A 20,357-nucleotide genomic window follows, 5' to 3' on the forward strand; every position below is an offset into this window, starting at 1 on the left:
CTGCCGCTGCCGCTGCCGCTGCCGCTGCCGCCCAGCCCGCCGCGTCCTGGGCGGCAGATTCCCTTCCGGCGGCGTTCCGGGCGTCCCGCGTCTCGGACCCCGCCCCCAGCCCCCGGCAGGGCGGACGGAGGGCCTTCCGCTGGCCGTCAGGCCAATCGGGAAGCCTGCTTGAGGGCGGTTTAGCTCGATCGTGTGATGGTCGGCTTCCCGGCTTGCGGTGCTGTCTGGGGGCGGGGGTAGCGTGAGCGGTGCGATCTGGGACGCCGGGTGCGGTGCCGGCGTGCGGGGCCCCTGCTCCACCAGCGAGATGGTTCAGGGCCTCCCCGTCGCCTCTGGCCGCATCCACATGGCCAGGTCGTGAGACGGTGCCCATCAGCGGCCTCCGGCCGCAGGTCGCTCTTCCGGATCGGACCACGGACAGGATCCGTGTCGCCGCCCGGTTGCGAAAGCGGAGGACCAGTGCGCCCAGGACGGTTCGGGGCGTGCCGGTGAGCGGACTCACTCCCGCTCACTGCCAAGGAACGGTACGGGGGTCTCGGCGTCCCCTCACAGGTGGGGCCGGAGGCGGACGCGGGCCGCACGGTGCATCGAGTGCACCGCGGCTCCCGCGCCGTGAATGAGGCACCGAGCCCGCCTCCGGGCTCAAGGGCGGCGGCCGGTCAGGCCAGGCCGCGGTTGCGGAGCACGCGGCGCTCCAGGGGGCTGAAGACAAGGAGGTCGATCAGCACGCCCACGGTCAGGATGAGCAGGATGCCGAGGAAGACGCCCGGCAAGTCGATGCTCTCGCGGGAGTTCTCCAGGTAGCGGCCGAGGCCCATGCCCAGTTCCGGGGAGGACGCGATCAGTTCGGTCGCCATGAGGGAGCGCCAGGAGAAGGCCCAGCCCTGCTTGAGCCCCGCCGTGTAGCCCGGCAGGGACGCCGGCAACAGGATGTGGCGGGCCCCGCGCAGACCGGTGGCGCCGATGATGCGTCCCGCGCGGAGGTACAGCGGGGGCACCTGGTCGATGCCGGAGACGAGACCGATGGCGATCGAAGGGACCGCGCCGAGCAGGATGACCGTGTACATGGCGCCGCCGGTGAGGCCGAACCAGATGACGGCCGCCGGCACCCACGCCACCGACGGCAGCGACTGGAGCCCGGACAGGACGGGCCGGACCGCCGCCCGGACCAGTGGCACCCGGGCGACGATCAGGCCCAGCGGCGTACCGATGGCCACGGAGGCCAGGAAGCCCAGCAGTCCGCGTTCCAGACTGGTCCAGATGATGTCGAACAGGGTGCCGCGCAGCCAGAGCGTGCGCAGGCTGTCCCAGGTCGCCCCGGGAGTCGGCAGCCGGTCCTCGGACACGAGCCCGCTGAGGTGCAGCGACTCCCAGACCGTCAGGACGAGGACGATGCCGAGGAGCGGCGGCGCCACCGTCCGTCGCAGCACCCGTCCGGCGGAGTCCCGGCGTACGGGCTTCGTCTCCAGGGAGTCCAGGCTCGCCTCCAGACAGGCGAGATCGGCGTCGGCGCGTCCTCCGGCCTCCGCCGCGCGGGCCTCAGTCTCGGGCATGGCGCCGGATCTCCTCGCGCAGCTGGTCGGTGATCTCCACGGACAGCGCGGCCACGTCCGGGTCCTCGGGGCGGCGCGGCTGCGGCAGGTCGATCCCCCATTCGTGGGCGACCCGGCCGGGCCGGCAGGACATCAGCAGGATGCGCTGGGCGAGCCGGACCGCCTCGCGGACGTTGTGGGTGACGAAGACGACGGAGATCCCGGTGGTCTCCCAGATCCGGGTCAGCTCCTCGTGCAGGACGTCCCGGGTGATGGCGTCGAGCGCGGCGAACGGCTCGTCCATCAGCAGGACCTGGGAATCCTGCGCCAGGGCACGGGCCAGCGCGACGCGCTGCCGCATGCCGCCGGACAGCTCGTGGGCCCGCTTGCCGTACGCGTCCTGGAGCCGTACCAGGTTGAGGAGTTCCTCGGCCCGGGTCCTGCGTTCGGCCTTGGGGACCCCCCGCAGTCTGAGGACGAGTTCGATGTTCTTGCCGGCCGTCAGCCACGGGAAGAGCGCGTGCTCCTGGAACATCAGCGCGGGCCGGCCGGCGGGCACCTCGATCCGTCCCGAGGACGGCTGGTCGAGGCCCGAGATCAGATTGAGCAGGGTGGACTTGCCGCACCCGGAGGACCCGAGCAGGCAGACGAACTCGCCGGGCAGGACATCGATGTTGATGTCCTGAAGCACTGTCTGCATGCCCTCGGCACGGCGGAACGTCTTGTGGACCCCCGCCACGCGCACAGCGGGCACGCGAGGCGCGAGGGAGGCCGCACCGGGCGCGGCGACCTGTTCCGTGGTCATTGGCGGATGCACTCGAGTCAACTCCTGGGTGCAGTGCAGGACGGGCGGACGGCATGCGTGACGTCGTCCCTCATGGCGTGCTGAGCCCGGCGTCGTCGACCGGGGGCCGGCCTGCCGCCGTACGGGCCCGGTTCAGGGGGCCGAGGTCGTAGATGCCGCGCAGCACGAAATGGTCCAGCAGGCCCGCCTCGGTGGCGTGGGCGGCCTGGGTGCCGAGCGTGGCGGCCAGGGGGTCGTCGGTGAACGTGAGGGAGGGCCAGGCCGCCTCGATGATGCCGGCGGGCAGTGCCGTCCCGGTCAGTTCCCGCAGGGCCTCGTTGACGGACCGTCTGGCCTCCTCGGGCTTCGCGTTGATCCACGCGTTGGCGGCCGCCGCTCCCCGGATGACCGCCTCGACGACGTCGGGGTGCTTGTCGAGGAAGCGCTGCGACACGATGAGGTGGGTGGTCACGAACCGCCGGTCGGGCCAGAGCTGCGCCTCTTCGAGGAGGACGCGTGCTCCCTGGGCGACCAGCATCGAGGCGGTCGGCTCGGGCACCCACGCCCCGTCGATGGAACCGGACTTGTAGGCGTTGGGCGTCATCTTGGTGTCGGTGCGGACGACGGACACCTCGCCGCGCCCCGACATCGGGTCCACCTGCCAGCCCTGCGTGGTGATCCAGTGCAGCAGGGCCACGTCCTGGGTGTTGCCGAGCTGGGGGCTCGCGATCCGCTTGCCCTTCACATCGGCCACCGTACGGATCTTCTTCGGGTCGACGACCAGTTTGACTCCGCCGGACGCGGCCCCCGCGACGATGCGCAGGCCCTTGCCACCGAGCTTGGTGTAGCCGTTGATCGCGGGTGACGGGCCGACCCAGGCGAGGTCGACCGAGCCGGCGCTGAGCGCCTCGATGGCGGTGGGCCCGGCACTGAACGTCGCCGTCGACAGCTTCGTACCGCCGAGTTCCTTCTGGATCATGCCCTCGCGCACGCCGACCAGTGCGGTGGCGTGCGTGAGGTTGGGGAAGTAGCCGACCCGCACCTCCGGGGTGGAGAGCGCGGGGCCCGCCGGCACCACCTTCACGGTGCTGCCGACGCGCTGCGAGCCGTAGCCGCACGCGCTGAGGGCGGCGCACAGCGCGAGCCCCGCGAGAACGGCGCCGAGCCGCCGGACCGGCCTCATGTGCCGGTCTCCCAGGGGGCCCGGGTGACGAACGAGTCGCCTGCCATGCCCGCCGTCAGTGTGGTGCCGTCGGCCGGATCGATCAGCAGGAACGATCCGGTGCGACGGGAGACTGCGTACGGGTCGAGGGCGAGCGGAGCGGCCGTACGGATCCGGACGCGGCCGATGTCGTTGGCCGTCAGCCGCTCGGGGGAGCCGTGCTGGGACAGCGGATCGAGCGTCACCCGGCTGACGAGCTCCTTCACGACCGCCTGCACGGTGCGGGTGGTGTGCTTGAGCAGCACCCGCCGGCCGGCGACGAGCGGCCGGTCGGCGAGGTGGCAGACCGTGGCCTCGATGTCCTGCGAGGATGCGGGGGCCTGGTCGGAGGGCACCAGGAGGTCCCCGCGCGACATGTCGACGTCGTCGGCGAGCAGCACGGTCACGGACTGCGGCGCGCGGGCCGACTCCACCCGCTGCCCCAGCAGGTCGATGGCGCTGATCACCGACGTACGGCCGGAGGGCAGCGTCGTAACCTCCTGGCCGACGTGCAGCGATCCGGACGAGATCATGCCCGCGTAGCCGCGGTAGTCGGGGTCCTTGGCCGTCTGCGGCCGGATGACGTACTGCACGGGCAGACGGGCGGGCGCCCCGGCGGGCTCCGAGCTCACCTGCACAGTCTCCAGGTGCTCCAGGACCGTCGGCCCGCCGTACCAGTCCATGTTCGCCGACGGACCGACCACGTTGTCGCCGTTGAGCGCCGACACCGGGATCGCGGTCACCTCGGGGACGCCGAGCCCCCTGGCGTACGCGATGAAGTCGTCCGCGATGCCCGCGAACACGGACTCGGCGTGGCCGACCAGGTCCATCTTGTTCACGGCCAGGACCACGTGCGGCACCCGCAGCAGCGCGGCCACCGCCGCGTGCCGGCGGGTCTGCTCCACGACCCCCTGCCGCGCGTCCACCAGGATGATCACCAGCTCGGCGGTGGAGGCCCCGGTGACCATGTTCCGGGTGTACTGCACGTGCCCCGGGGTGTCGGCCAGGATGAAGCTGCGGTTCCCCGTGGTGAAGTATCGGTAGGCCACGTCGATGGTGATGCCCTGCTCGCGTTCGGCCCGCAGGCCGTCCGTGAGCAGCGCCAGGTCCGGCGTCTCCTGGCCCCGGGCCAGGGACGCCCGCTCCACGGCCTCCAACTGGTCGGCGAGCAGCGACTTCGAGTCGTGCAGCATCCTGCCGACCAGCGTGGACTTGCCGTCGTCGACGGAGCCGGCCGTGGCGAAACGCAGCAGGGTGGAGTGGTGCTCGGATCCGCTCGGCCTCGTCGGCATGATCGGCATCAGAAGTATCCCTCGCGCTTGCGGTCTTCCATGGCGGCCTCCGACATGCGGTCGTCGGCCCGGGTGGCGCCCCGCTCGGTCAGTCGGGAGGCCGAGATCTCCTCGATGACGGCCTCGGGGCCGGCGGCGGACGAGTCGACGGCGCCGGTGCAGGACATGTCGCCGACGGTGCGGTAGCGCACCGTGCGGATCTCCAGCGGCTCGCCGTCCTTCGGCCCGCCCCAGTCGCCCGGGGTCAGCCACATGTTGTCCCGCAGGAAGACCTCGCGCAGGTGCGCGTAGTAGATCGACGGCACCTCGATGCCGTGGCGGGCGATGTACTGCCACACGTCAAGCTCGGTCCAGTTGGACAGCGGGAAGACCCGCACGTGCTCGCCGGCGGCGTGCCGGCCGTTGTACAGCTGCCACAGCTCGGGACGCTGCCGGCGCGGGTCCCAGCCGCCGAACTCGTCGCGCAGACTGAACACCCGCTCCTTGGCGCGGGCCTTCTCCTCGTCCCGGCGCCCGCCGCCGAACACCGCGTCGAAGCGGTGCGTGCGGATTGCCTCGACGAGCGGCACCGTCTGCAGCGGGTTGCGCGTGTCGTCCGGCCGCTCGCGCAGTTCCCCGCGGTCGATGAGTTCCTGTACGGACGCCACGTGCAGCCGCAGCCCGTGCTGGGCAACCGTGCGGTCGCGGTAGTCGAGCACCTCGGGGAAGTTGTGCCCGGTGTCGACGTGCAGGAGCGAGAACGGCAGCGGAGCGGGGGCGAAGGCCTTCAGCGCCAGATGGAGCATGACGATGGAGTCCTTGCCGCCCGAGAAGAGGATCACGGGGCGCTCGAACTCGCCCGCCACCTCGCGGAAGATGTGCACCGCCTCGGATTCAAGAGCCTCCATATGCCGCAGCGGTATGTCTGTCTCGGTCGTCATGTGTGGATCCCGCATTCCGTCTTGGCGCTCCCCGCCCACCGGCCCGCCCGGGCGTCCTCGCCCGGGAGCAGGCGTCGGGTGCAGGGGGCGCAGCCCACTGAGCCGTAGCCGTCCGAGAGCAACGGGTTGACCAGCACCCCGTGCTCGGCGATGTACGTATCCACGTCCTCGCGCGACCACCGTGCGATCGGGGAGATCTTCACCTTCCCGCGCGCCTCGTCCCAGCCGACGACCGGCGTCGCGGCGCGCCCCGGGGAGTCGAACCGGCGCAGCCCCGTCACCCAGGCGCTGTACGGGGCGAGCCCCTCCTCCAGCGGCTGGGTCTTGCGCAGCCGACAGCACAGGTCGGGGTCCCGGCGGTGCAGTTCGGGACCGTACACCGCGTCCTGCTCGACCACCGTCTGGCGGGGGAGCAGGGTGATCATCCTGACGCCGCCGACCGCCTCCACCGCGTCCCGCGTCCCGAGGGTCTCGGGGAAGTGGTAGCCGGTGTCGAGGAACACGACGTCCACTCCGGGCAGCACGCGCGCGGCGAGATGGGCCACGACAGCGTCCTCCATCGAGGAGGTGACGCACATGCGGGAGCCGAAGGTGTCGGCGGCCCAGCGCAGGATGTCCAGCGCCGGGGCCTCTTCCAGCTCCCGCCCGGCCCGGGTGGCGACTTCCTTGAGTTCGTTCATCCGAAGTCCTCTCGATGTCTCTTTGCGTGAGCAGCCGAGAAATGACAGGGAAAGAGCGCGTTGCACCCACCTGAGTGCTGAATGGCAGGCGCAGGCTAACGGGGCCGCCGTACACGACGCTGACGAGGCGCTGACCCGCGAGCGGTACGGGTCGGTCCGGTCGTACGGCGTGGGGGGTGGTGCGGGGTGCGGTGCAGGGGTGCGGCACGGCGGTGCGGCACGGGTGCGGTAGGGCGACGCTCAGGCGCCCGTCAGTGCACCGTAAGCGGCACCTGTCACGATCAGCCGCACAAAGCGCCGACGAGGGCATGGGATTGAGGGTGCGGAGATGAAGTCCGAGACAGGGACGAGCACGCGCACGCGTCCGGGGGAGCCAGGGAAAGAGGTCCGCCGGCTCGACCGGGTGATCATCCGCTTCGCGGGTGACTCGGGTGACGGTATGCAGCTCACGGGTGACCGGTTCACCTCGGAGACGGCGTCCTTCGGGAACGACCTCTCTACGCTGCCGAACTTCCCGGCAGAGATCCGGGCCCCCGCCGGAACGCTGCCGGGTGTGTCGTCCTTCCAGCTGCATTTCGCCGATCACGACATCCTGACTCCGGGGGATGCCCCGAACGTGCTGGTCGCGATGAACCCGGCGGCGCTGAACGCGAACATCGGTGATGTGCCGCGTGGCGGCGAGGTCATCGTGAACACGGACGAGTTCGCCAAGCGGACGATGGCGAAGGCCGGTTATGCGATGTCGCCGCTGGAGGACGGTTCGCTGGACGGTTACCGGGTGCATCCGGTGCCATTGACGACGCTGACGATCGAGGCCCTGAAGGACTTCGGTCTGTCGCGGAAGGAGGCCGAGCGGGCGAAGAACATGTTCGCGCTCGGGCTGCTGTCGTGGATGTACCACCGGCCGACCGAGGGCACCGAGACCTTCCTGCGCCACAAGTTCGCCGAGAAGCCGCAGATCGCCGAGGCGAACGTGGCCGCGTTCCGCGCCGGCTGGAACTTCGGCGAGACGACGGAGGACTTTGCCGTCTCCTACGAGGTCGCGCCGGCCACGAAGGCGTTCCCCACTGGTACGTACCGGAACATCTCGGGGAACCTGGCGCTCTCGTACGGCCTGATCGCCGCCTCCCGCCAGGCGGACCTGCCGCTCTACCTGGGCTCGTACCCGATCACGCCGGCCTCGGACATCCTGCACGAGCTGAGCAGGCACAAGAACTTCGGCGTCCGTACCTTCCAGGCGGAGGACGAGATCGCGGGGATCGGCGCCGCGCTCGGCGCGGCCTTCGGCGGCTCGCTCGCCGTCACCACCACCTCCGGCCCCGGTGTGGCGCTCAAGTCCGAGACGATCGGCCTCGCGGTCTCCCTGGAGCTGCCGCTGCTCATTGTGGGCATCCAGCGCGGCGGCCCGTCGACCGGCCTGCCCACCAAGACCGAGCAGGCCGATCTGCTGCAGGCGATGTACGGCCGCAACGGTGAGGCCCCGGTGCCGGTCGTGGCGCCGCAGACGCCCGCGGACTGCTTCGACGCGGCCATCGAGGCCGCCCGGATCGCGCTCACCTACCGCACGCCGGTCTTCCTGCTCTCCGACGGCTACCTCGCCAACGGCTCCGAGCCCTGGAGGATCCCGGACGTCGACGAACTCCCGGACCTGCGGGTCCACTTCGCCACCGGGCCGAACCACGAGCTGGCGGACGGCACCGAGGTCTTCTGGCCGTACAAGCGCGATCCGCAGACCCTCGCAAGGCCGTGGGCCGTGCCCGGCACCCCCGGCCTGGAACACCGCATCGGCGGCATCGAGAAGCAGGACGGCACCGGCAACATCTCCTACGACCCGGCCAACCACGACCTCATGGTCCGCACCCGGCAGGCCAAGGTCGACGGCATCGCCGTCCCGGACGTCGAGGTCGACGACCCGGACGGCGCGAGGACTCTCGTCCTCGGCTGGGGCTCCACCTACGGCCCGATCACCGCGGCCGTACGCCGCCTGCGCGCCGCGGGCCGGCCCATCGCCCAGGCCCATCTGCGCCACCTCAACCCTTTCTCGAAGAACCTCGGGGAGGTCCTCGGGCGGTACGAGAAGGTCATCGTCCCCGAGATGAACCTCGGCCAGCTCGCCATCCTCGTCCGGGCCAGGTACCTCGTCGACGCCCGCTCGCACACCCAGGTCAACGGCATGCCGTTCAAGGCCGAGCAGCTCGCCTCGGCGCTCAAGGAGACCATCGATGAGTGAGACGCTCCTGAACCTCGTGCCGAAGGCCGAAGCGGCCCAGTCGATGAGGGACTTCAAGTCCGACCAGGAAGTCCGCTGGTGCCCCGGCTGCGGCGACTATGCCGTCCTCGCCGCCGTCCAGGGCTTCATGCCCGAACTGGGCCTGGCGAAGGAGAACATCGTCTTTGTCTCCGGCATCGGCTGCTCCTCCCGCTTCCCGTACTACATGAACACCTACGGGATGCACTCCATCCACGGCCGCGCCCCGGCCATCGCGACCGGTCTTGCCACCTCGCGCCGCGACCTGTCGGTCTGGGTCGTGACGGGTGACGGCGACGCCCTGTCCATCGGCGGCAACCACCTCATCCACGCCCTGCGCCGGAACGTCAACCTCAAGATTCTGCTCTTCAACAACCGGATCTACGGGCTGACGAAGGGGCAGTACAGCCCCACCAGCGAGCTCGGCAAGATCACCAAGTCGACGCCGATGGGTTCGCTCGACGCGCCGTTCAACCCGGTCTCGCTGGCGATCGGCGCGGAGGCCTCGTTCGTGGCCCGTACGGTCGACTCCGACCGCAAGCACCTCACCGAGGTCCTGCGCCAGGCCGCCGACCACCCGGGCACCGCACTCGTGGAGATCTACCAGAACTGCAACATCTTCAACGACGGCGCCTTCGAGGTCCTCCAGGACAAGGACCAGGTCAAAGAAGCCGTCATCCGCCTCGAACACGGCTGGCCCATCCGCTTCGGCACCGACAACGACAAGGGAGTCATCCGCGACCCCGCAACCGGCGACCTGAAAGTCGTCCAGGTGACACCCGACAACGAGCACACCATCCTCGTCCACGACGCCCACACCCCGTCCCCCGCCACCGCCTTCGCGCTCTCCCGCCTCGCCGACCCCGACACCCTCCACCAGACCCCCATCGGCGTCTTCCACTCCGTCGAACGCCCCGTCTACGACACGCTCATGGCCGAGCAGCTCGGCAGCGCGATCGAGCGGTACGGCAAGGCCGATCTCCGCCAGCTCCTCACCGGCAACGACAGCTGGACCGTCGTCGGCTGACCGAGGACCCGCGCACACGACGAACCCGGGCCCCGCACGAGCGGGGCCCGGGTTCGCGACCTCGGCCGGCAGCGGGGAGAGGCCGGGACCACCGGCGCCTCCTTCAGGATCGCGCGGGCGATCGAGACGCGCCGGCGCTCACCGCGGGAGGCGCGCGTCCGGGTGGGGAAATGCCGTTCCGGAAGGGTGAGTTGGGGCGGGGGCGCAGCGGAGAGGAGCAGGGGGCGACACGGACGGAGGGTGGCCGCCACACGCACGGCTTTCAGTAGACAACGGCTAGTGCCGCTGTCTATTCTGGGTCGCACCCTCTTTGTGCGGAGGCAGTTCGTCTTGCCGCTCTTTCCGGCTCCTGGTGTGGCCCCTTATGTGCCGCCGGGGCCACACCGCCCCCACGTCCTACCGCGTCTCCACCCTCGACTCACCCAAGGGAAGTGCCCACCGTGCTCACCAGGATCGCCGAACTCGCACTGCGCAGGACCCGGTTAGTTCTTGTGATCGCCGCCGTCGCCGTCGTGCTCATGGGCGCGCTGGGTGTCGGGGCCTTCGGCAAGCTGCTCAGCGGCGGCTTCGACGACCCCGACGCACCCTCAGCGCGCGCCCAGAGCGTCATCGACGAGAAGTTCGGCGGCGAGACGGACCTCGTCCTGCTCGTCCGCGCCGTGGACGGAAGCCCGCTCGACTCGCCGGCCGTCGAGGAGCGGGGCCGTACCCTCACCGAGGGGCTCAAGAAGGATTCGACGGTCGCCAATGTCATCTCGTACTGGGACACCGGAGCCGAGGCCCTGACCTCGCACGACGGCAAGAAGGCGCTCGTCCTCGCCCACGTGAACGGCGACGAGAACGAACGCGCCGACCTCGCCAAGGCCCTGATCGAGGAGTACGGCGGCGACAAGAATGGCGTCGACGTCCAGGCCGGCGGCCTTTCCGCGATCATGAACGACGTCACCACCCAGGTCGGCAAGGACCTCGCTGTGGCCGAGGCCATCGCCGTACCCATCACCCTCATCCTGCTCGTCCTCGCCTTCGGCAGCGTCGTCGCGGCGCTCCTTCCGCTGGTCATCGGGATGTTCGCGGTCATGGGGACCTTCGCCGAACTCTTCGTCATCGGCAGCGTCACCGAGGTCTCCGTCTTCGCGATCAACTTGACGACCGCCCTCGGCCTCGGCCTTGGCATCGACTACGCGCTGCTGCTCGTCAGCCGCTTCCGCGAGCAGCTGGCCGCGGGCGCGGAGATCGACGACGCCCTGCGCCGCACCGTGCAGACCGCCGGCCGGACGATCGTCTTCTCGGCGGCCACCGTCATCGCGGCGCTCGCCGCCCTCCTCATCTTCCCGCCCTTCTTCCTCCGTTCTTTCGCCTACGCGGGCATCGGCGTCGTCCTCATCTCGGCGCTCAGCGCCCTCTTCGTCATCCCGCCGCTGCTCGCGGCCCTCGGGGCCCGTGTGAACAAGGGCCGCCTGCCCTGGGTCGGACGCGTACAGCGCACCGACACGCCGTTCTGGGGCAAGCTCGCCGCCTTCGTCATGCGCAGGCCCGCCCTGACCGCGCTCCCGGTCCTCGCCCTTATGCTGCTGGCCGCGAGCCCCTTGCTCTCCGTCACCTTCGGCACGCCGGACGAGCGCGTCCTGCCCGAGAGCGCGGGCAGCCGCCAGGTGGCCACCCAGCTCCAGGCGGACTTCCCCGGCGACGACAACAACGCCGTACAGATCGTCGCGCTGAACGGCGCCACGGGACCCGCCTTCCAGGAGTACGCGAAGGAGGTGTCCCGCCTGGACGGCGTCGAGCAGGTGGCCACCAGCACCGGCTCGTACCGCGACGGCAGCCCCGGCCGGCCCGGCCCCGCCGCGGCGGCCCTCGGCCGCGACGACGCCCAGCGGCTCATCGTCACCATCGGCTACGAGACCAAGTCGGAGGAGGCCCAGAGCCTGGCCAAGGAGATCCGCGCGGTCGACCCGCCCGCCGGCACCGAGGTGCTCGTCGGCGGCCAGGACGCCCGACTGGTCGACTCCAAGCACTCCATCGGCGTCCGGTTGCCCATCGCCGCCGGAATGATCGGCGTCACCACCTTCATCCTCCTCTTCCTCTTCACCGGCAGCGTCGTCCAGCCCCTGCGCGCGCTCCTGCTGAACGCGGTCAGCCTCACCGCCTCGGTCGGCGTGATGGTCTGGATCTTCGAGGACGGCCATCTCTCCTCCTGGCTCGGCTTCACGCCGCAGCCGCTGGACACCTCGATGACCGTGCTGTTCTTCTGCGTGGCCTTCGGACTCTCGATGGACTACGAGGTGTTCGTGACCAGCCGGATGAAGGAGCTCCACGACGCGGGTCACGACCGCGACACCGTCGTGACGCAGGGACTCGCCAGAACCGGACGGATCGTCACCATCGCCGCTGGTCTGCTCTCGGTCAGCTTCTTCGCCTTCGGCACCAGCGCCATCAGCTTCCTGATGATGTTCGGCATCGGCAGCGGTCTTGCCGTCGTCATCGACGCGATCCTCGTGCGCGGCGTGCTGGTGCCCGCGACGATGCGGCTCCTCGGCGGAGCCGCCTGGTACGCCCCGCGGGGTCTGCGCAAGCTGCACGACCGCGTCGGCCTCAGCGAGGGCGACCCGGCGGACGACGCCGAGCGGCAGCAGGTCCCGGCCGCCTGAGCCGCTCGTCGCTCGGCACACACGAGGTCCTTCCCGGCGGCCGCCCGGCCGCCCGGGGAGGATCTCGCCGTTCGACCGGTGACCTTGAAGCAGTACGGCCTCGTGCTCGGACACGACCGTGGCGGCCGGCGCGCGTGCGTCGCCGACCGCCACGGAGACCGGGCATGGTGCTCAGTAGACGGGGTCCGGCCTCATCAGGCCCATGGCGATCAGCACCCGTGAGGCGACGCTCACCGCCGTGATCCCCAGAACCTGGGACGTCTTGAACGCCGGCGGCAGGCTCATGACGGTCTTCCGCGCCGCCCTGTGACTGCTGTGCGGGCCGAACAGCCGGTAGACGTGGGGAGTCTGCGAGCCGCAACAGAGCCGATGGGCCAGCTGCGGATCCAGGACGAGGGCCGGGTGCCACGGGAGGCACCCGATCGCCTTGGCGAAATCGAGCATGTAGTGGTTGTAGTGCACCAGGGTCCGCAGGTCGGGATTGCCGTGGAAGACCTCGTTCTCGTACGCGGCCTGCCGCTCGATGAGGTTCTGGAGCCGCACCCGGTCCGGCAGCGCCTTTTTGCCGCTGCACAGCAGAGCGAAGTAGCGGCTCTGCATCTCGGAGCACGCCGGCACTCCGCCGGCGGCCGGCCGTGCCCAGCCGATGAGGACCGCGCCGAGGCCGAGATCCGGATGGATCATGTGCTTGTACAGCCTGTGCACATCGGTGATGTTCACATCCTTCAGGATGCTGAAATCCTCGATGTACCCCGTGTTGAGCATGATCGTGTCGATCTTCTTGCGCCGGCCGTCCTTGAAGAGGACGTAGTCCTTGCCGAGCCGCTCGATCCCCGATGCGTTGACCGTCAGGGTGTTGTCGACGATCCGGCGGATGAAGGCGTCGTTCTTCGTCAGGAAGTGGTTGAAGAAGTGCGGGTTCTTCGAGTTCCACTCGGCCACGGCCCAGGCGGCGGCCGTCTTGCCCCGGCTCTTGTTCCGGTTCATCCCGAGCCGCATGAAGGTACCGGCGGCGGCCAGGGGAACCGAATGCAGCAGCTGCGAGGTGTAGGTGTCGTTGGTGTACGGTCGGCCGGCCGGGTACCTCTCGACGATCGGCTGGTAACGGCGCACGGACAGGGTGCAGCTCTCCGTCACCTGGGCGATCTCGTTGACGACATCCGCCGCCGTCTCGCCGATTCCCACACAGAGGACCCGCTTTCCGCGGAACGGTTCGGCGTTCCGGTAGTGGGCCGAGTGGAGGATCTCACCCGCGAAGTCTTCCTGTCCGGGCAGATCGATGTCCGGCGGTGGGCGAGGGAGCGGGGCACCGTCTGTTCGAAGGCCAGCTCGAAGCCCGGGGGCGGTAGTTGGCCGCGCACGGCGGTGTGCGGGGTCGTGCGGGTCATCGGCTCAGCTCCGGTTCTGGCGTCTCCTGCTGTACGGGGCGCGGCGCCGGGCCGCTCTGGAAGACGGGCTTGCGCATCGCGTTCCTGCGCCGGATCTCGGTCGTCGCGAGCCGCCCCAGCTCGCCGAGCGTGGCGTGGCGCCGGCCGGGGGCGCGCAGCAGGTGCCCGCCCGTGGCGCCGAGCACCCGCGCCGGGGTGAGGACGTCCAGGACCGAGGCACGGTGGCTCAGCAAGTTCAGGACGCCGTCGATCCTGCCGCGTGCGTGCAGCCCGCGCACGACCCGCGGGACGATGCCCGCGATGGGTCCGGCCACGCCGAGGTCCGCGGCCAGGCCGTAGTACTCGGCGTACGTGCGGTACCGCCAGCGGCCGAACTCCGCGACAGCGTGGTCGAGTCGGACGTCCGACCCGATGGCGTCACCGACCGCGTCGGCGAGCCGTTCCGCCTGGTGGAAGGCGTCGCCGATGCCGCGGCCGCCCGCCGGGTCCTTGAAGTGCCCGGCGTCGCCGAGCAGCACCCAGCCGGCGCCCGCCGCCTCGCGGAAGTAGCCGAAGAAGCGCCGGATGCCGTAGATCCTGCTCGCCCTGGTGGCGCCGGAGAGGGCCTCGGCGATCGGCGCGCAGCGCAGCGCGTGGGCGCGCACGTTGCCGTCGAGGTCGGCGCGGAAGCTCTCCCGCTCGTGCTGCTGAGGGGAAACACCCACGATGTAGAGGCCGTTGTCGGCGGGGCCGCCCCAGCATGCGCCGGTCGCCCCAGCGGTGGAAGACGAACGTCGGCCGCGGACCGGGGTCCACGCCCTCGAAGTACGTCCAGTAGTAGCTGCGTTCGCCGGGACTCACGTGGTACATGCGGGACCCGCACGCCTCGGCGACCTTCGAGTTCCGCCCGTCCGCGCCGACCGCCAGGCGGGCCTGCAGCCGCGTCTCGACGCCGCCCGACACCGCACGGACCCCCGTGACGCGGCCGCCCTCACGGATCACCCCGACGACCCGGGTGCCCAGCCGCACCTCGGCGCCGGACGTGCGTGCCGCGTCCACCAGGACCGGGTCGAGGACCTCGCGCCGGATGCACGCCGCCCCGCCCACGTCGCCGAGCTCCTGCGGGAACGCGGCCCGGCAGCGGAAATCCTCCAGGCGCATGTCGACATGGCTCATGGTGGTGACCCCGGCCGCGCGCAGCCGTTCCATCACGCCGAGGCGGTTCAGGAACGCCAGGGAGTCGGCCTGGAGGATGTTCGAGGAGAGGGTCGAGCGGATCTCGGTGGCCTGGTCGAGCACGGCGACCCGCAGACCGCGACGCGCGAGGAGCGCGCCGAGCGTGGCCCCGGCGCAGCGCGCTCCGACTACGATCACGTCGAACTCCTCGGTCATGAGGCGCCGTTCCAGCGCACCGCCGCGGCGGCCGCGAAGTCGCCGGCGTGCGCGAAGCCCGACATCACCACGAGGTCGCCGTCGCGCAGCGCTCCGGCGCGGGCCGCCCGGTCGAGGGTGACGGGCACGGCGGCGCCGTACAGGTTCCCGTAGCGGTCGAAGGTGTCCAGGTGCTGTGCTTCGTCCAGCTTCAGGGCCTGGCGCCAGTTCTTCAGGAAGATCCGGTTCGGCTGGTTGGTGACGAGCACGTCGATGTCGGACGGCTGCTCCCCGATGTCGGAGCAGAGCTTGCCGACGAGCTCGGGCACGAGGGTGTTGCCGCGCTGGAGGATCTCCGTCGTCTTGCCGGCGTCGAAGCCGATGTCCATCTGGCCTTCGCCCGGCTCCCAGTACAGGCCATGCCCACGACGGCGATGGCGTCGTCGTCGGGGTCCGGGCCCCCGTCGGCGTCCGCTGCTTCCGCCTCCGGGGCGTCGTCCTCGGGGTGCGCGAAGCCGAGCAGGCCGAGCAGGTGCTCCGCCACTGCGGCCGCCGTCGGGTGGTCGAAGAGCAGGGTGAGCGGCAGTTCGAGGCCGGTGGCCCGGCTCAGCCGACCGGTCAGCTCCACGGCCGCGAGGGAGTTGTAGCCGTAGTCGCGGTAGGCCATCTCCGGGTCGATGTCGAGCGGGTCCGTGCCCGCCAGGCCCGCAGTCTCCTCGCGGACCAGGTCGAGCAGGGCCGCCGAGCGGTGGTCGGCCGGCAGCCTGGCCAGGCACCCTGCCAAGCCCTCGGCCGGCCCGGACTCCCCGGCCACCACGCCCTCGGCCGGCCCTGCTCGCCGGGTCCGCTCGTCCATCGGGTCAGCCATGCCGTCCTCCATGTCGTCTCCCTGCCGCCCCGCGTCCAGCCGCCGCTCCCGCTTGCGGGAGCCTCCTACGAGGAGGCGGCCTCGCCCGTCAGCAGGAACGCCCGAATGTGCGCGCTGAGTTGTTCCGGCTGGTCCTCGGGAATGAGGGTGTAGCTGTCTTCGATCTCGACAAGCCGGCCCTTGGGCAGCAGCTCGGCGAGCTTGCGCCCGTGCTCGGGCGGCATCACCTTGTCCTCGGCGGCCCACACCACGAGCGCGGGACGGTCGAAGTCGCGCAATTTCTCGGCCCAGTCCAGCAGTTCGCTCTTCGGCGGCACCCCGAGCACGTACTTGCGCAGGTCGCGGCGGATCTCCTTGGAAGTCCACAGCGGTTCGAACCAGGCGTTCATCACCTCGTGCGGGACCGGCCGCTTGCTCATCCAGCCCCAGGTCATGGGCAGCCGCCGCATCGGCTTCCACTTCAGCAGTTTGAAGGCGAAGTTGATGCCGCCCGGCAGCTTCGCCGAGGTGAAGAGGTTGCTTCCGGGCACGCCCGGCGGGAAGTTGTCGAACGCCTCGCACGAGGTGATGACGAGGCGCCCGATCCGCTCGTCCCTGCCCTCGGAGACCAAGGCCTGCGCACCGCCCCAGTCGCTCATCACCAGCGTGACGTCGTGCAGGTCGAGCCGGTCGAGGAACTCCGCGACCAGCCGGGCCACGCCGGCGATCGACAGGTCCGCGTCCGGCTTCATCGGCCGGCGGTGACCACCCAGCGGCAACGTCGGCACCACGCAACGGAACTGAGAGCGCAGAGGCGCCACCACGTTCCGCCACAGGGAGCCGTCCATCGCGACACCGTGCAGCAGGACCACGACCGGCCCCTCACCGCCGGTATCGAGATACTCCACCGTGCCGGCCGAAAGGTCTACTTCAGCCATTTCACATCTCCTCGGATCCTGCGGGTTCGAGAGGTCGCGATGGCTTGGCCGCACCGGACGCGGCAGACGATGCCCAGTTGGGCTGCGCTGCAGCCGCCCGGACGGGTGAGCCGAGGTAAGCAAAACATCTCAGACTCTGTTTCGCCACCAACAACTTGACCCCGGAATGATCACCACCCTTTAGGGCAATAGTCGGCCGACGCCCGACTGAGTACCGTGGCAACTCCTGTGCCGGATCCGTCTGCCGCAAGGTGAAGGACGCGCGCACGGACGAGGTACGCCGTGCGGCTTCAGTCCACACCTCAGAGGTCGTCACTCCGGAATCCCTCGATCCTCTGGCGCAGTAGCCGGATCGCGGGCTCACAGGACCTCGGTCATCCCATCACCGTGCATCGGAAAGGCTGCCCTGTGATCACTGCTGAAGAAGTATGTGTCCGCATTGCCAAGAAGCTCGGCAGCAAGGCGAATGCCTACACCCTGAACGAGGACACCGCTTTCGAATCCGTGGGCCTGTCGAGCTTGCAGATCGCCGACATCGTCCACACCATCGAGGACGACCTCGGGATCGAATTCGACGAGAGCAAGGCCGCGAGCGTGAAGACGGTCGCGGACCTGGTGAAGCTCGCCGAGGAGACCAAGCAGGGCAGCGCCGCCGCGTGACGGCCATCGATTACCGGGGCGCCACCGCGGAGTCCATCAGACATCATTACGACGTCTCCAACGACTTCTTCGCGCTGTGGCTGGACACGAACCTCACGTACACGTGTGCGCTGTGGGACGAGGGCGACACGCTCGAAAGCGCCCAGATGCGCAAGCTCGACTACCTCATCGAGGGCGCGCGGGCGGCCGGCGCGCGCCGTGTCCTCAACGTCGGCTGCGGCTGGGGAAGCCTGCTCGAACGGCTGGTCCGCACCCACGGGGTGCAGCAGGCCGTCGGCCTCACCCTCAGCGACAACCAGGCGGAACGCCTGCGTGAGCTGGCGCTCGAGCGCACCGAGGTGCGGGTGGAGAACTGGCTCGACCACGAGCCCGCCGAGCCGTACGACGCGATCATCTCCATCGGTGCCTTCGAGCACTTCGCGCGCACCGGCCTGTCCCGTGCCGAGCGGGTCGCCGCGTACCGCGAGTTCTTCGAGCGCTGTCGCGCCTGGCTGCCCAAGGGCGGCAGAATCGCGCTCCAGACGAACATCAAGGGAAATAACGTCCAGATGGACAAGCAGACCGTGCGGGATCTGCTCTTCATCATCGACATGATCTTCCCGGAATCCGAGATTCCGGCGCTCTCCGAGGTTATCGAATCGAGCGAGAAGCACTTTGGCGTCGTCCATCTGCGCAACGACCCGGACCATTACAGCCGCACCTGCCAGGAATGGTTCGACCGGTTGCGGGCCAACCGCGATCAGGCCGTGAAGGTGGCCGGCGAGGAAAACGTCGCCAACTACGAGCGGTATCTGAGGTCCACGGTCGGTCACTTCAGGAACCGCCATCTGGGCCTGTCGAGGATCGTCCTCGAAGCCGTGTGACCGACAGCTCCACCGGCGGGTCCTCTCGAGGAGCACTCACTTGAACGCGTACAAGCACGTCGTCTATTGGCACGACACCGAAAAGGTCACCTTCGAGGCCCCTCTCCGGGAACGCGTCGACTGCGACGTCTGCATCGTCGGCGGCGGTTTCACGGGACTCTGGACCGCCTACTTCCTCAAAGAGACCGAGCCCGCGCTCGACATCCGCATTGTCGAGGCGAACTACTCCGGCTACGGCGCCTCGGGCCGCGCCGACGGATTCGTCACGCCGACCATCGGCAAAGACATCCAGGCTCTGGTGAAGGAATTCGGACTCCAGCGCGCGCTCGAGGCGTCGCAGGCGGTCGGCCGGTCGATCCTGGAAATCGGCAGGTTCGCCCGCAAGAACCGCGTCGACGCGGAGTACGAGGCCAACGACTACCTGATGGTGGCCACCGACGCCGCCCAGCTCAAGCGGCTGGAGCAGGACCGAGGCCTCGCCGAGCGGATGGGTGCCGCGCAGGCGGAGATCCTCCCGCGCGAGGAGTCCCAGGCCGTCATCGGCTCGCCCGCGGTGATCGGCAGCATGCGCACCGGCGGCGCACTCGTGAACCCCTTCAAACTCTCCCGCCGCATCGCCCGCGTGGTGCGCGAGAAGGGCGTGACGATCTACGACAACTCGCCCTGCCTGCGGGTGGAGCCGGGAGTGCGGCCGACCGTCGTGACCGCCGGCGGGCAGGTCAAGGCCGACAAGGAGGGTCGATCTGCGCGATCTGACCGCGGGCCCACTCGCGGAAGTCCGTGGTCGAGCACTTGTAGTCGTCGGGGTTGAGGGCCCCGGAGGTCCACTCGTTGTCGACGCCGGCATCGGCGAGCGCTGCCTTGACCTGGGTCAGGGACTTCGCAGCGGCCGCGACGAGTGCGTCGTCGGATGAGCCTGCCTCCTCGGCGGCTGCTCGAGTGTCGGCATCGAGATCGAGTCCGGCGATGTAGTCGTTGAACTCCTGGCGCAGTTGCGAGATGTCTGCGGACTGGGCTGCCGCGTTGGGCGCGGCCGCGGCGACGGTGGCCGCGGCGGGGGAGATCGCGTTGGCTGCTGTCGCGCCGGTGAGTGACATGGTCGCAAGCGACGCGACGGCCAGGGTCGCCAGGATGGGGCGCTTCATCGTACTGACTCCTCAATGTCGCCAGGCTCGGTGTGCCTGGGCTTGATCGGCATTCAAACGACGCTGAGCAGGCCAGTGGAAGGCTTGCGGGGTGGCAGGCACCGGACATGTCCGGTGCCGGACATGTCCGGTGCCGGACAGGCCATGTGGTGGTTCGCGCGGTCTGCCGGCCCCTGACGCCGCTTGACGTGGAGCGCGGTCGCTGAGCGGCCGACCGATGGACGATCGGTTCCGCTGTGCCGTCCGCTTTTTGAACGTGATCGCTTGGTTCGGCCTGGGTGGGTATGAACTCGCGGGAGAGAGGCAGTTCCTGGAACATCTGGATGATCGACCTGCTTCCGATGTCGCATCATGTGGAGTGCGTGGCGATCTTTTCCCGCCCTTGTGGTCGCCAGCTTCAGATGGCTGGATCTCACCGCCGATCCCGTGGTTTTCGCCTTTTGGACCGCTGCGGCAGTGACCCCAGGGTTAGTCGGTGGGTGTGCACATCGCGGTCACCGAGAACGACAGGGGGCACCAGTGACAACCGGCAGTTCACCAGGCCTCCGGCTTCCGAAGATCGCTCGGAGCGTCCCCTCTCGGGCCGCCGCAGCCTTGCGCGTGAACCGCAGGCGCGTGGATGCGTTCGGCGTGAGCCGCCGGCAACCATCGCAAAGTGACGAAAACGCTGCTGATCCTGCTCGACGAGTGCGACCAGTTCTTCGAGGCGGACGCCCCCCGCTTCGATCAGACCAAGAAGCTCAAGGGCCTCCCTGCAGTTCGGCGGCCAACTCGAAGGTCGCCATGATCAGGGCCAGCTTGCTTCTGGCCGCGGTTCCGAACTCCACCGGCCAG

At 69.8% G+C, this 20,357-nt stretch carries 19 protein-coding genes and 1 pseudogene; 7 read left to right on the plus strand and 13 right to left on the minus strand.

Annotated elements, in window-relative coordinates; all coding sequences use genetic code 11:
- Positions 1-659: 659 nt before the first annotated feature.
- The 6 genes from BIV24_RS10890 to BIV24_RS10915 form a co-directional block, all read right to left on the minus strand.
- Positions 660-1,553, minus strand: a complete 894-nt coding sequence (locus tag BIV24_RS10890; RefSeq protein ID WP_071366044.1) for an ABC transporter permease — start codon at positions 1,551-1,553, stop codon at positions 660-662.
- On the minus strand, positions 1,540-2,337 hold the full coding sequence (locus tag BIV24_RS10895) for an ABC transporter ATP-binding protein (protein WP_071366045.1): 798 nt from the start codon (positions 2,335-2,337) through the stop codon (positions 1,540-1,542). Before BIV24_RS10895 ends, BIV24_RS10890 begins: the two co-directional genes overlap by 14 nt.
- A 70-nt stretch (positions 2,338-2,407) precedes the next feature.
- On the minus strand, positions 2,408-3,499 hold the full coding sequence (locus tag BIV24_RS10900; RefSeq protein ID WP_071366046.1) for an ABC transporter substrate-binding protein: 1,092 nt from the start codon (positions 3,497-3,499) through the stop codon (positions 2,408-2,410).
- Positions 3,496-4,809, minus strand: coding sequence for a sulfate adenylyltransferase subunit 1 (locus tag BIV24_RS10905; RefSeq protein WP_071366087.1), 1,314 nt, complete (start codon positions 4,807-4,809; stop codon positions 3,496-3,498). The genes BIV24_RS10900 and BIV24_RS10905 overlap by 4 nt, the downstream gene beginning before the upstream one ends.
- Before the next feature lie 8 nt (positions 4,810-4,817).
- Entirely contained in the window at positions 4,818-5,729 is a 912-nt protein-coding gene (cysD, locus tag BIV24_RS10910; protein WP_177198681.1) for a sulfate adenylyltransferase subunit CysD, read from the minus strand.
- Entirely contained in the window at positions 5,726-6,409 is a 684-nt protein-coding gene (locus BIV24_RS10915; RefSeq protein WP_071366048.1) for a phosphoadenylyl-sulfate reductase, read from the minus strand. Before BIV24_RS10915 ends, cysD begins: the two co-directional genes overlap by 4 nt.
- A 328-nt stretch (positions 6,410-6,737) precedes the next feature.
- Here BIV24_RS10915 and BIV24_RS10920 point away from each other — a divergent pair, with 328 nt between their 5' ends.
- The 3 genes from BIV24_RS10920 to BIV24_RS10930 all read left to right on the plus strand — a co-directional run bounded on the left by BIV24_RS10920 (position 6,738) and on the right by BIV24_RS10930 (position 12,332).
- Positions 6,738-8,639 (plus strand): 2-oxoacid:acceptor oxidoreductase subunit alpha, encoded by a 1,902-nt coding sequence (locus BIV24_RS10920; protein WP_071366049.1) that lies wholly within the window; start codon positions 6,738-6,740, stop codon positions 8,637-8,639.
- Positions 8,632-9,684 carry a 2-oxoacid:ferredoxin oxidoreductase subunit beta gene (locus BIV24_RS10925; protein ID WP_071366050.1) on the plus strand — a complete coding sequence of 351 codons (1,053 nt, stop codon included), beginning with the start codon at positions 8,632-8,634 and terminating at the stop codon, positions 9,682-9,684. The genes BIV24_RS10920 and BIV24_RS10925 overlap by 8 nt, the downstream gene beginning before the upstream one ends.
- Before the next feature lie 440 nt (positions 9,685-10,124).
- Positions 10,125-12,332: an MMPL family transporter gene (locus BIV24_RS10930; RefSeq protein ID WP_071366088.1), complete on the plus strand. Its 2,208-nt coding sequence runs from the start codon at positions 10,125-10,127 to the stop codon at positions 12,330-12,332.
- A gap of 171 nt (positions 12,333-12,503) precedes the next feature.
- On the opposite strand, the gene BIV24_RS10935 is transcribed toward BIV24_RS10930, so the two are convergent.
- The 6 genes and pseudogenes from BIV24_RS10935 to BIV24_RS10950 all read right to left on the minus strand — a co-directional run bounded on the left by BIV24_RS10935 (position 12,504) and on the right by BIV24_RS10950 (position 16,855).
- On the minus strand, positions 12,504-13,613 hold the full coding sequence (locus BIV24_RS10935; protein ID WP_079168159.1) for an NAD(P)/FAD-dependent oxidoreductase: 1,110 nt from the start codon (positions 13,611-13,613) through the stop codon (positions 12,504-12,506).
- Between the two features lie 103 nt (positions 13,614-13,716).
- Positions 13,717-14,424, minus strand: a complete 708-nt coding sequence (locus tag BIV24_RS34310; protein WP_071366052.1) for an NAD(P)/FAD-dependent oxidoreductase — start codon at positions 14,422-14,424, stop codon at positions 13,717-13,719.
- 154 nt (positions 14,425-14,578) lie between these two features.
- A pseudogene (locus BIV24_RS36395) lies at positions 14,579-15,091 on the minus strand (FAD-dependent oxidoreductase); the annotation flags it as partial.
- Positions 15,088-15,339 (minus strand): 3-oxoacyl-[acyl-carrier-protein] synthase III C-terminal domain-containing protein, encoded by a 252-nt coding sequence (locus BIV24_RS35210; RefSeq protein ID WP_245766751.1) that lies wholly within the window; start codon positions 15,337-15,339, stop codon positions 15,088-15,090. The pseudogene BIV24_RS36395 and the gene BIV24_RS35210, both read right to left, overlap by 4 nt.
- A complete protein-coding gene (locus BIV24_RS35215) occupies positions 15,303-15,938 on the minus strand; it encodes an acyl carrier protein (RefSeq protein ID WP_245766752.1) in 636 nt (211 codons plus the stop codon). The genes BIV24_RS35210 and BIV24_RS35215 overlap by 37 nt, the downstream gene beginning before the upstream one ends.
- Before the next feature lie 65 nt (positions 15,939-16,003).
- Positions 16,004-16,855: an alpha/beta fold hydrolase gene (locus BIV24_RS10950; protein ID WP_071366053.1), complete on the minus strand. Its 852-nt coding sequence runs from the start codon at positions 16,853-16,855 to the stop codon at positions 16,004-16,006.
- A 408-nt stretch (positions 16,856-17,263) separates the two neighbouring features.
- On the opposite strand from BIV24_RS10950, the gene BIV24_RS10955 reads away from it, so the two are divergent.
- From BIV24_RS10955 to BIV24_RS10965, 3 genes are read left to right on the plus strand one after another with little or no spacing between them, the layout of a single operon-like run.
- A complete protein-coding gene (locus BIV24_RS10955) occupies positions 17,264-17,515 on the plus strand; it encodes an acyl carrier protein (protein WP_071366054.1) in 252 nt (83 codons plus the stop codon).
- Positions 17,512-18,378: an SAM-dependent methyltransferase gene (locus tag BIV24_RS10960; protein ID WP_071366055.1), complete on the plus strand. Its 867-nt coding sequence runs from the start codon at positions 17,512-17,514 to the stop codon at positions 18,376-18,378. The genes BIV24_RS10955 and BIV24_RS10960 overlap by 4 nt, the downstream gene beginning before the upstream one ends.
- Before the next feature lie 40 nt (positions 18,379-18,418).
- Entirely contained in the window at positions 18,419-19,189 is a 771-nt protein-coding gene (locus BIV24_RS10965; protein ID WP_245766753.1) for an NAD(P)/FAD-dependent oxidoreductase, read from the plus strand.
- Here the strand turns inward: BIV24_RS10965 and BIV24_RS10970 are convergent.
- Positions 19,098-19,523, minus strand: coding sequence for a hypothetical protein (locus BIV24_RS10970; RefSeq protein WP_071366056.1), 426 nt, complete (start codon positions 19,521-19,523; stop codon positions 19,098-19,100). The two genes, BIV24_RS10965 and BIV24_RS10970, sit on opposite strands and share 92 nt — an antisense overlap.
- A gap of 655 nt (positions 19,524-20,178) precedes the next feature.
- Between BIV24_RS10970 and BIV24_RS35990 the strand changes: the two genes are divergently transcribed.
- On the plus strand, positions 20,179-20,310 hold the full coding sequence (locus BIV24_RS35990) for a hypothetical protein (RefSeq protein WP_281247725.1): 132 nt from the start codon (positions 20,179-20,181) through the stop codon (positions 20,308-20,310).
- The last annotated feature ends 47 nt before the right edge of the window (positions 20,311-20,357 follow it).

Source organism: Streptomyces colonosanans, assembly GCF_001866645.1.
Taxonomy (GTDB): domain Bacteria; phylum Actinomycetota; class Actinomycetes; order Streptomycetales; family Streptomycetaceae; genus Streptomyces; species Streptomyces colonosanans.

Coding starts and splice junctions, on each gene's coding strand:
- BIV24_RS35215 (WP_245766752.1), bottom strand. CDS start 15,938: ATGGCTGACCCGATGGACGAGCGGACCCGGCGAGCAGGGCCGGCCGAG.
- BIV24_RS10970 (WP_071366056.1), bottom strand. CDS start 19,523: ATGAAGCGCCCCATCCTGGCGACCCTGGCCGTCGCGTCGCTTGCGACC.
- BIV24_RS10895 (WP_071366045.1), bottom strand. CDS start 2,337: ATGACCACGGAACAGGTCGCCGCGCCCGGTGCGGCCTCCCTCGCGCCT.
- cysD (WP_177198681.1), bottom strand. CDS start 5,729: ATGACGACCGAGACAGACATACCGCTGCGGCATATGGAGGCTCTTGAA.
- BIV24_RS10905 (WP_071366087.1), bottom strand. CDS start 4,809: ATGCCGACGAGGCCGAGCGGATCCGAGCACCACTCCACCCTGCTGCGT.
- BIV24_RS10915 (WP_071366048.1), bottom strand. CDS start 6,409: ATGAACGAACTCAAGGAAGTCGCCACCCGGGCCGGGCGGGAGCTGGAA.
- BIV24_RS10925 (WP_071366050.1), top strand. CDS start 8,632: ATGAGTGAGACGCTCCTGAACCTCGTGCCGAAGGCCGAAGCGGCCCAG.
- BIV24_RS10900 (WP_071366046.1), bottom strand. CDS start 3,499: ATGAGGCCGGTCCGGCGGCTCGGCGCCGTTCTCGCGGGGCTCGCGCTG.
- BIV24_RS10920 (WP_071366049.1), top strand. CDS start 6,738: ATGAAGTCCGAGACAGGGACGAGCACGCGCACGCGTCCGGGGGAGCCA.
- BIV24_RS10950 (WP_071366053.1), bottom strand. CDS start 16,855: ATGGCTGAAGTAGACCTTTCGGCCGGCACGGTGGAGTATCTCGATACC.
- BIV24_RS10890 (WP_071366044.1), bottom strand. CDS start 1,553: ATGCCCGAGACTGAGGCCCGCGCGGCGGAGGCCGGAGGACGCGCCGAC.